Origin of the sequence: uncultured Gimesia sp., from assembly GCF_937910335.1 — a bacterium.
Lineage (GTDB): Bacteria > Planctomycetota > Planctomycetia > Planctomycetales > Planctomycetaceae > Gimesia.
The window spans coordinates 1-10,686 of record NZ_CALEMX010000130.1; the positions used below are offsets into that span (position 1 = coordinate 1).

General features: G+C 44.9%; 8 protein-coding genes and 1 pseudogene. All 9 read right to left on the minus strand.

Annotated features, from left to right (window positions below; translation table 11 throughout):
• On the minus strand, positions 1 to 1,044 hold a 1,044-nt coding region (locus Q0668_RS05130), incomplete at its 3' end, for an FHA domain-containing protein (RefSeq protein ID WP_298860806.1).
• Positions 1,045 to 1,109: 65 nt separating this feature from the next.
• Positions 1,110 to 2,216 (minus strand): biopolymer transporter ExbD, encoded by a 1,107-nt coding sequence (locus Q0668_RS05135; RefSeq protein ID WP_298860808.1) that lies wholly within the window; start codon positions 2,214 to 2,216, stop codon positions 1,110 to 1,112.
• Positions 2,217 to 2,285: 69 nt separating this feature from the next.
• A complete protein-coding gene (locus Q0668_RS05140) occupies positions 2,286 to 2,765 on the minus strand; it encodes a biopolymer transporter ExbD (protein ID WP_298860811.1) in 480 nt (159 codons plus the stop codon).
• A gap of 20 nt (positions 2,766 to 2,785) precedes the next feature.
• Positions 2,786 to 3,442 carry a MotA/TolQ/ExbB proton channel family protein gene (locus Q0668_RS05145; protein WP_298860814.1) on the minus strand — a complete coding sequence of 219 codons (657 nt, stop codon included), beginning with the start codon at positions 3,440 to 3,442 and terminating at the stop codon, positions 2,786 to 2,788.
• Between the two features lie 20 nt (positions 3,443 to 3,462).
• Positions 3,463 to 4,362: a hypothetical protein gene (locus Q0668_RS05150; protein WP_298860823.1), complete on the minus strand. Its 900-nt coding sequence runs from the start codon at positions 4,360 to 4,362 to the stop codon at positions 3,463 to 3,465.
• A gap of 39 nt (positions 4,363 to 4,401) precedes the next feature.
• Positions 4,402 to 6,111 carry a HEAT repeat domain-containing protein gene (locus Q0668_RS05155; protein ID WP_298860826.1) on the minus strand — a complete coding sequence of 570 codons (1,710 nt, stop codon included), beginning with the start codon at positions 6,109 to 6,111 and terminating at the stop codon, positions 4,402 to 4,404.
• Positions 6,112 to 6,332: 221 nt separating this feature from the next.
• Positions 6,333 to 6,599 carry a MazG nucleotide pyrophosphohydrolase domain-containing protein gene (locus tag Q0668_RS05160; protein ID WP_366918871.1) on the minus strand — a complete coding sequence of 89 codons (267 nt, stop codon included), beginning with the start codon at positions 6,597 to 6,599 and terminating at the stop codon, positions 6,333 to 6,335.
• 177 nt (positions 6,600 to 6,776) lie between these two features.
• Positions 6,777 to 9,755, minus strand: coding sequence for a tetratricopeptide repeat protein (locus tag Q0668_RS05165; RefSeq protein WP_298860834.1), 2,979 nt, complete (start codon positions 9,753 to 9,755; stop codon positions 6,777 to 6,779).
• 47 nt (positions 9,756 to 9,802) lie between these two features.
• Positions 9,803 to 10,686: pseudogene (locus Q0668_RS05170) on the minus strand (DEAD/DEAH box helicase); the annotation flags it as partial.

Sequence of the window (10,686 nt, forward strand, 5' to 3'; positions counted from 1 at the left end):
TTTAATGAAATCATTTGTTGCTTCCAGTCCCGCATTCCAGGCAGGTGTCGAGCCGGAAATTTCTTTTTCTACATAAGATTTGCTGAGCAATATCCTGGCTTCGTCGGCGTAATCACTTTTTTGATAATTTACGAGAAATTTATCAAAGAGTTGAATCGCTTGAGAATATTTTCCCGCTTCCATTTCCTGGACGGCAGCATCGAAGTGGCGTTTTGCAGTATCGCGACCAATGATAAACCAGAAAGTGAATGCCATCAGTGCTAATAGAATACTGCCGCTTATTAGCGATAAAACAAAAGGTGACCGAACGATTTGACGCTCGCCGGGGCGCACTGCATTACGAGATGAACGGTGGCGCATTCGATCTTTTAAAGAGAGAGTACTTTTTTCCTTCGTTTTTTCAGAGGGACTGATGCTCTCTGGTTCTTCGGAGGCATGTTCACTGGATCTCGAAATAAATGTCTGAGCTGGAGCTTGCGAAGGATTTTCCGATTCCGGTTCTTCAAGCAGCTCATCAGCGGATGCCAGGTCAAGATCATCATCGGGAACTGGTTCTTCTACTGGTCTCGGTGTCTTTTTTTCTTTCCGGGATTTGGTACTTTTCTTTTTCTCTGATTTTGGCTCTTTTTCCGGTGGCTTGGCAGGGGAGCGTATTAAAGCTTCGAGATCGTTCTCACTGACTGGTTTGAAATCGTACATTGAGTCGTCTTTATTGCCCGTTACGTCAGGCAGAGGGGAGTCGAGATCTAGTAGGTCGATTTCATCTGAAAACAGTATATCTGCTTCACCAATCCGAATGAGATCACCATCGTTTAATAGTGACCGTCCGGACATCGTTCCATTAATTTCAATTCCCTCACTGGTCGCAGAAACAATTTCATAGTTTTTTTTATTCCAACTGATGCGGCATTGCATTGATGCAACACCTTCGTTGTCAATCTGTAAATCATTAGATGCATGACTGCCGATTGAAATGGGCTGTTGTTTGGATAGCTCAATCTTTTGAGTGTTTCCGGACAAGAATGAAATTTCTAAGCTGGCCATTTCGATATCTTATCTATACAGGATGTCTGGGGTGGTGAGATCTGAAAACAATGTATTTTGCGGTGTCAGTCTTCCGGGCCACGGTAGGAAGCAAGTCTGATTTTCTGCATACCGACTTCATTGGCTGCATCGACAACCGCGACGACTGTTTCATGCCTGGCTGCTTTATGTGCGCTGAGTACTAATTCTGATTTTGTTTTTCCATCCTGGTTGCGACGATCCAGGATCGCCTGCACAATTTCAGAAGGATTCGATAATTTCGTATCATCAACATAAATTCCATTATTATTATCAATTTCTACAATTATGGACTCTTCTCGGAAGTCATCCAGTGTTTGGAGTGACTGTGAAACACCATCTTCATCTGGATTGGGTGGAGGAACCTGAATACTTTTTTGTAGACTGAACGACGCGGTAATCATAAAAAAGATCAACAAAAGAAACGTGACATCTACCATCGGTGTCAGATCCATTTCATCAAACTCTGAATCTGCAGAGCGGATGGAAAAGCCATCATCATCATCGTCCTCATCTTCTTCATCATCATCACTATAAGTGACTGTGGATTGAGATGCTGTCGATTGCTCCACGAGTGTTTTCTGCTTAGGTTCTGCAGGTGTAGTTCCTGTAACGGGGGTCGTTTCCGGTTCCGATGAGAGGCTTTCTGCTTCTGCTTCTGCTTCTGCTTCTGCTTCTGCTTCTGCTTCTGCTTCTGCTTCAGGTTGCGTGATGTTATTTTGAGGAGGTCGTTCGGCTGGATTTGCGAGTTTCGATTTTTCGGGTGCGATTTCCTCATCTTGTACCGGTTGTACCGGCGTTTTATCATCAGGCTGATCTGTTTTCTCGGTTTCAGCTGCTTCTTTCCAATCATCTTCCAGGATTTCGTCCCAGCTGTCTCCCAGTTCGCCTAAATTTTCCAAGCCGTCGAGTAGTTGATTTTCTTCTGGGTTAAAGTGTGGGACAGGTTGAGGATGCTTCTCAGTTTGAGTGGGCGTTTCTGGTTGAGTGGGCGTTTCTGGTGTGTCTATTACATTATCGGGACGACGTGGCTGGCTTTCAGATGGAATCGTAATCTGATTGCGGCAGGCAGGGCAGGCTACAGATTTACCTGCTTTCTTGCTGGCAACACTTAATCTTTGGTCACATTTTTTACAATAAAACTTGATAGGCATTGCTAAATCAGTATCTCGTTTTTTGAATGCAGATTAACTTGGACATGTGAAATGATTGACGATCAAAGCTTAATTATTTTTTTTCTCTTCAATTCCGATAAAGAACTTAACTCCATCTACTTCTGTTACCGCTCGTGTCACTTCTTGGACAAATCCATGCGGCACTCCGCGATCTGCTTTAATAATGACATCCATGACACCATTTTGAACTTTTTCACGTACGCGCGCGGTTAACTCTTCCGTTGTGACTTCAGTCGTTCCACCGGACTCTTTTAGTTCAATAACGCTTGTTCCATTGATGCCGTTGCCATCATTGTGGACTAGAACCATGGTTGCCCCTCGGGTATCGACGCCGACTCCATATCTCGCAACGGGAACGTCGGAATCTTGTGTGGCCTGCATCGTGGAAGTGACCATGAAGAAAATGAGTAATAAAAATGTCACATCAATCATGGGTGTGATATCCAGATCGTCTCCGGCCCCACCTGCTGCAGGTCGCTTTTTCCAGCCGTCCCCATCTGTATTCAAAAATGTTTTTTTCTTAGACATGTTCAATTTACCTTAAGGAATCATGACTTGCGTGATGTTTCCAGAATCTCCAGGAACTCACCCGTATGTTCTTGGACTGAATCTTGAAGTTTGCCAATGCGAACATGAATCAGGGCTCCCGCCATAACTAGAGGGATCGCAACAGCCAGGCCTGCAGCTGTTGTAAACAGTGCAAAACTGATTTCGCCTGCCAATTGACTGGGGTCCCCACCCGATTCCTGCATGTTTCCGATTTTGTCAAACGCATTGATCATACCGATGACGGTTCCCAATAGTCCCAACATGGGAGCACTTTTGACAATGGTACTGATCCATGACATTCGGTATTCGAGTTCAGAGAGAATATCTCGTTCAAATTTCTCTGCGAGCATCTGTCGGAGTTTTTTGGCAGGACGTTCCATATTCGCCATCGCAACCAGGATTAATTGCGGAACCGCTTTACTCCAGTACGGGGGTGAATCGCAAAGATTGATCACAGATTCGTAATCTTTTTTTTCGATATCGTCATGAATCTGGTCGAGAAATTCGTTTGCTGCATTTTGTGTGAGAAACTTTTTTTGAGCAATTTGTCTGACCAGGAGGATCACACAAAAGACTCCGTACAAAGCGGTCAAAGCCAGCGCAATGTAAATGGCGTAACCGGCAACATTTAATATGGGAGCGAGTGAGTAGTTCATAGGAGCCTGCTTTTGTATTCTTATTGGAAATAAGTCTGTCGGGTCACTTCGAAATTATATCCAGCCCGATTTCCCCGCACAGTAAAATACGTACGACGGATCTCGTCAAATTTCTTGTTTCGATATTTTTTTTCTATCGTGAGTAATTTGTTTTCAGTTTCTTTTGGATAAAAGTGGAACAGGATTGCACCGGCGACATCATGTCCTGCTTTTTTAAACAGACTGAGGTCACTGGTTTTGCGTTCGCCACCTTGCCAGGTCATGTAGAGCCGTTTTTCGTTTGCACCAGATGAGGCGGTTCTGATGACAGGTTTATCAGAAGAGGCATTGGACAGATAAATCATTTTACCACTTCTCAATAAGGCCCCCAGTTCGATTTTGAAGTAATCAATTTGTTTTGCATAATCGATCAGCGAGCCTCTGTCGGAAAATTTGATAAACCAGCGTTGCTCACGTGGAAGTCCTCTTTTTCCAGGGCCTAATCCCAAGGCCCGTTTACCGGTACCGACGGCACTTCCCACTTTACCTGAGTTTGACAGGTCGGTTTGCGTTTGCTGCTGGACCTGCTGAGTTGCTTTGTCTGAGAGTTCGACAACACTATCCAGCATTTCTTCGACCTGATTTTCTTCATCTGGTGTGTCAATCTGGGATGGGTCATCAACTGGATCTTCGGGAGATTCCACCATTAATGATTCGTCGGGTGCACCATCCTCTGCCCCTCCGGCCAAATCAATCATTTCCAATGCGACTTCATTTTCAGTCTGGGGTAACCGATTCGAGATCCAGACAATCGACAACCATAAAACTGCGATGATTAAAGCTAACACGACTGCAATCAACGAAGAGCTGACCTGGTCATATTGCGTTACGCGCATGACCGGTGCTTTTCGATGATCGTTTTGTGATGTCGCCTGAGCCATCCTAATTCACTATCTCTAAAACGTTACATTGCATATGAATTATTTCCCTTTCGATTTTGGAAATTGATTTAAAACTTCATAGAGATCAAATTTTTCATCGAAAGGTTTTACGCCGTTGTACCACTTTTGCCAGCGTTTGGTTGCTTCATTGGACCATTGATCCACGATTATGATACGTTTTTTTTCATCTACATTTTCATCGACATCCGCTAAAGGATCTTCTGGCATTCCTAATCCACGGATTTTCCGGCTGAGCGTGCATAAACCATTTCGGGCTTCGATGCGTACACCTAAATCGGGATCTTTCAAAGCCCGAATGAGGTAAGGTGCCACCCGAAAGTCATTCATACGCGAAAGTGCCCAGATCGCGGTTCTGCGAACATCTGGTGCTCTGGCTTCTACCAGTTTTAAGACACGTTCCTTTTGTTGAATCAGTTGCTCACGGTCTCCTAAAGTGATTGTTTCTACAAGCGTTTCCTGTGTGGCTTCCAGGTCGGCGGTAGCGGGATCTTCCAGTTGTGCCAATAGCTCGCTGAGGTCGCCGGCAAGTGTTTTATTTTCGACTTTTCCATTTCTCATCTGTACGTCTGCCAGATTTTTAGGAAGGCCTCTGCCGCCTGCTAACAAGCCCGAACCGACAGGCTCAGGTTTGTATCTGCGACCGAGTGTTTTGCCTGTGGCTTTTGAAAGAAAGACAATTGCCAGGCACGTATTGGGGCCAACTGATCCTATCGCATTCCAGCTTCCATTTTCTTCCTGAGTTTCAAGAAGATGTCGGGCGCCATCTGCATACCAGTCATGAGGGCCGATCATTTTGGTATTGGCTATCGCTGCAATTCGTTCAATTCCGTATAAATAATAGATGGGCCAACCCGTGGGGTTGCGGTAATTATAATTATTAATGATCCAGTGTAGACCTCGTTTTTTTCCACCTTCCAGGGCACTGTGACTCACTGTTGGTTTGGTGTTGATGTTTTTTAGATCCTCTTCCGTTTTCTCTTTTTTGATGAGATCAACTTTCTCCAGGAATCCGAAACGTTTTTTCATCGCTTTATTATTTTTTTTTGCCGGACCGCTGCGTAATTCTCCATCGGGATAAAGTTGCATAGAGATAACATGCAAGCTGCCTGTTCCTGCGACTGACATCGTATGTTTTACAACATCCTCGCGTTGATTACCGGGTTGATAGGCAAATGCACCGTTTTGTTTCTGGGTCGTCAAATGCCAGCGTGCCGCTTTATCCCAGACTGTCGTTGGAACGAGCACACCCGCACGTTCTGCTGCCCAGAGTCCGAGGATTGCATATTGTGTTACGCTCGTGTCGCCATTGTTTACTTTGTTCTCAGGGTAATACCAGCTTCCCCCCGGCTGTTGCGTACTGATAAGAAAGTCCGTTGTCGTACGAATTTCAGCATGGTATTTTTCCGGGCTTATCGCTTCGAAGACCATTAATTGAACACCGGCACAATAATTATAATCGCTGCCTGGTTTGTAGACGATTTCTCCCTTTTCGTTCTTCTGGTTATGGTCGGCCAGGATGTTTTTCATACAGTTTTGTATGTAGGGGGATTCGGGTGATTCTCCTGCCTTAATTAATGCATAGGCAACAAACGCGTTGATTCCTGTGCGACCATAGTCTTCTCTTTTTTTCAGAAAAGCTATACCACGTTGGATGGAAGCATCAATTTCTGCCTGGGGAGGTTGGCTAGAGGATGTGTTCTGAAAGGTAAAGAATAGAGTAAGGATCATCAGACACGATCTGGAAGTAATCAGAGCGTGTCTGCAAGCCGAAATCAGATGTTGAATAGCGCAATACATTGTCATATTGATGCGATAGCAAACTGAGATGAGAGAATATTGCTGAATGGATAATGAAGTCATGACTTCACCGCATTATACCAGTCTAATTTCACGAGTGAAGCAGTGTCAATCAATATGACTCAAATCTTGACAGGAATCGTATTTACGATTCAGGGTTTTCGTGACAAGTCACAGGTGCAGACGATCTGGTGGCATCGAGGACACCCTTGAACATATTTTCGGGTGACTGCCTGCTCCAGGTCAATTCCCGCCAGATTGGCCATTGTTGATAACCAGGCTAGCACGTCTGCAAATTCTTCCGCCAGATTCTCGGGATCGTTATTTTCTCTGAGCGCGGAAGATAATTCTCCTACTTCTTCCATAAACCACATGAATGTTCCTTCAATTCCGCGAGATTGGTCCTTTTCATAGAACATGGTCCGAATTACTGTCTGGAATTGTGAAAGAGTCAAGCCTTGCTTTTCCTGTAGCTCGTCATCCGATTCAGAAAATGAAGCATCTAAAGATTGGTTGTCCACAGGGTATCCTTATTCGGTAATTAATTAGGTTATTCAATTAAAATATTGGTTTATTAGATAGTGCTGCTGGTCAATTCAGAGTTTTTTTATCAATTCCAGAGCTTGAACATGATCAGGATTTTGCTTCAACAAAAGATTTAATTCCGTCTTCGCCTCTTTTGGTTTTCCTGAATCTAATAATGTTTGCACCAGCAAGAAGCGTAGATTTTCATTTTTATGATCCAGATGCAGAGTCATTTTTATTTCGCGCACTGCAATGTCAGTCTGATTCAGTTTCAAGGCAGATTCAGCAAGTAGTTGATGTGTTTCCGGGTCAAGTACATTGACATGCAAGGCTTTAGTGGCCCAGTGTAAAGCCTGTTGGTGATTTTTCTGATCAAAAAAAAGTTGAGCTAATAATTTCATGCTTTTCTCATTAGCGGGATCCAGATGAACCAGCTTTAAAAGCGTCTCTTCTAATTTGTGATTTTTACCTAAGTTCTGGTAAATAAGTGACAGGCCTTTGAGCCATTGTGTTTGATAAGGATATTTTTTGTGCCCTGTTTCAAAGATGCCGAGCGCTGCTTTGTACTTGTTTTGATGAATCATGATTTTACCGGTCAGTTCAAGAACTTCAACATCGGGTAACTTAAGGTTGAGAGCGGGTTGGAGAACTTTGAGAGCGGCGTTCCCGTCTTCCGAGAGTAGTTCCAGTCGGGCAATCGTGAGCGCTGCCTGAGCCTGGCTGGGGTCTTTGCCAAGAACATGGAGCGCAATCTCACGTGCTTTCGATTTTTTTCGAAGACGCAGTAAACGAGATGCATACTGTCCGGCGATACTCAGGTTATCTGGGTCTTGTTCATATTTCTTTTGTAGATCATTGAAGCTGAGAGGTGATTCGAATTTATAGCCTTTCAGGGAGTCTGCAACTGTTTTGAGATAGTTGTGATACTTTTTTTCAAATTCTGCCTGATCGATTTTAAAACACTCTTTAATTGCTGCGGGTGTCGAAAGTTGATTTTGATATGCGGTCAGTAATTTGATTAAAGCCTGCTCGCCAAATTCTTGCACCATGAATTCAGCACAGAGTAGACTCTGGCAGTAGGCAAAGTTCCAGTTGTCCGAAGACTTGGGACGCACAAATACGCCATCCAGTTCATTCAGGGAATAAATTTCTCCCTTGGGAATACGTTCGGCCAGGAGCTGGTTGAATTTCTGGGGACGTGCATGGCCTTCGCTTCTGACTGCCAGGGCTTCGGTGAACCAATGCGGAATTTTATATTTGGTTTGCTGAAGTGTGAAAACATGGACGAGTTCGTGTTTCAGGACAGAGGCCCAGTTGAAGGGCTCTTTCATTGCCGTGGGTGAGGTCAAAGCAACGACTGCTCCTGTCGATGCGCCAATGGTTTGAATCCAGGGAAGACCAATCATCCGGGCACTGAACCATTGATGTGCGCCCAGACTTTTTGCGTCGTGATAAATTTCAAATTGAGTTTTTCCCGGGGGTTCATATCCAAATTGGGTTACCAGTTCCGGATAGATTGTTTCCAGATAATCAGCCATGTATTGACCAAGAATGAAGTCGGCTTTGGAGTCATAACGAATCACAAAATGTTCTGTCACGATTGCACCATAGGATTCGAGGACTCCCAGAACCTTTCGCATGTTACTGACGCGTACGTGATACGGATCAGATTTGAATGCTTCGTCGAGTGTTGTTTGAGCCAGGTCCGTTTTTCCCATTTGCATATATAGTATTCCCAGCGCGATTTTGGGTTGGGAAAGTTGAGGCATTATCTTTTTTGCTTTTAAATAGACCGTTTCCGTGAAGTCAAATTGTCGTTTCATCTCCATGAGATGACCCAGCTCATACAGAAAATATCCCGGCTTGGGGTTTTGTTTCAGGAGTGTTGTCAAGAGCTGTGTAAATCGGGGAGAGAGTGGATTGACTGTGTTTGTTTGAGAAGGAGTCTCTGAAGTTTCCAGCATTAATTCCAGAGCCTGACGATCCGGGACGCCATCTAAGAGCAGGTAGCAGGCAGCTTTTCTGGCTAAAACCGATTGCGCTCGTGCGTTAATGGATGCTGCTGTGTCCGCAGAATTGAGCGCATGCTCGTACTGTCCGTTAATTAAGTGCAGGTCACATTCTAAGAGCAGGGCTTCGATTAAACGAGGATTAATCTTCAATGCTCGTTCGATTAAAGTAGTGCTGGTATCATAATCACGTACCTCGAACGCAGACCTTGCCAAAGCAACGTAGACCATTGCGGCCTGTGAATTGGTCTTGAGCGCGGATTTATATTCCGCAGCCGCTTGAGGGCGGTTGTATTTTTCCTGCAAAATCGAACCGCTCAGATAAGATGCTTCCCAGCAGAGGGGGTCTGCTTTTAAAACATCAGGGCAGACGGTGTTGATTACGAAATTAAAGATTTGGGATACGCTATTCCATCTCGCATATTGTGTAGCGCCTTCTCCAATGACTAAAAGTGTTTCGGCATCTTCGGGTTGTGCTCGATTATAGTAGCGGACGAACCAGCGATAGGCTTCATTGGCCTCATCGATTTTTCCGGACTCGGTCAAAAGGTGTGCCTGGATCAGATGTGCCAAAGGGGCGTCAGTATTCAGCATTAAAGCCTGCCTGACGTGAGTTTCCGCCTGATGATAGTCACCCGTTTCAAAATAGAGTCTGGCGGCGATTGAATGTAAGTCTGCTCGGTCAGGTGTCGCTTTTAAGGCTGATTGTAGACGATTTATTGCTTGAGGAGTTTTGCCGGTGAGTGCATCGATACGAACCCGACCTTGAAGAAGCTGCCAATGTTGTTCTTTGTTTAATTGTGAAGAATCCGCGAGTTGTTTTTCGGCCTGATCATATACTTCTCCCGCTTCCGCGTAGCGCCCGTGTTGTTTATGTTCGTGAGCAGACTTCAATAACTGATCAATAGACTGAATTGGTTTTTTCTCTGCTGCGTCCAGATAGAGAGAGCAGGTTTGCAGCGCCAGCAAGACGGCAATCAGGCGAAACGAATTGCAGTATTTTATATTGCTATATCTTATATGATAGTAACAGTCAGGCATTCTCATGATCCAAATCGAATTCAACAGAGGCTTCCTCATCTCAAAAGTTAAAGAAAGGAAGGGCGTGGTGATTTATTTTCGTTAGAAGTATGATTGTTTTCCGAGGGGAATAGAACTTCCTCTGCGTGTGTGGTTGTTGATGTTTCATTCTGTAAATCTGGAGCGGTATCCATTGCATACTCTCGATTGATATTCGTGCCCTGGATGGGGAGTCCAAATCCCAGAATCAGTTCGCGTTTAATTTTGTCACTGACATTGGAGAGTAGATACAGTTCTTCACCCTTTGAATAAGCGATTAGATTACCATTCCAGTAGGCGAGCCGATTGTTGGCAGTACTTGGAACACGCGCCTGTTTTGTCAATACTCCAACCAGATTCAAAGGGTCAGCGGCAGACAGAATTGTGAGCATATCCGTAGGTGGTTTGTCACGCAGGTTGCGTAAATCCTGAATCGTGCTCGACATGGCAAACTGTTCGCCTGCTACTCCCGATACAAAACGTCCGCCACGAATTTCTCCACGTGCTTCGAGCCGACGATAAATTTGCAGTAATTCGAACCAGCGCGGCGCGCCAGTTTCTTTTGATAATAAATCGCGAAAGATCACTCCCCAGCGTCTTAATAATTGCCAGGCCCATTGTTCGATGTATTCATAGTATTGCAGGCTGCGTTCTTCAATCTCACTTTGGTTGTCACGTCTCCAGATTGACCAGCGTCCTGTGTTGTTGGGTGTGGTTCGTTTTCGAACGAGACCAATTCTGGACTTGCGCGAGGCCCGTCGGTTTTTAAGAGATCGGTCTTCGGTGAACTGTCGCATTCCTGAGAAACTGTCTGCAGTGACTAGGCCGCGGGATATGAGTTCACCCAGAGAATCCGCTACCTGGGAGGGGAGAGACTCGGTTGCTGTCATCAAGTCGGTAGCAAAGAGGGCTC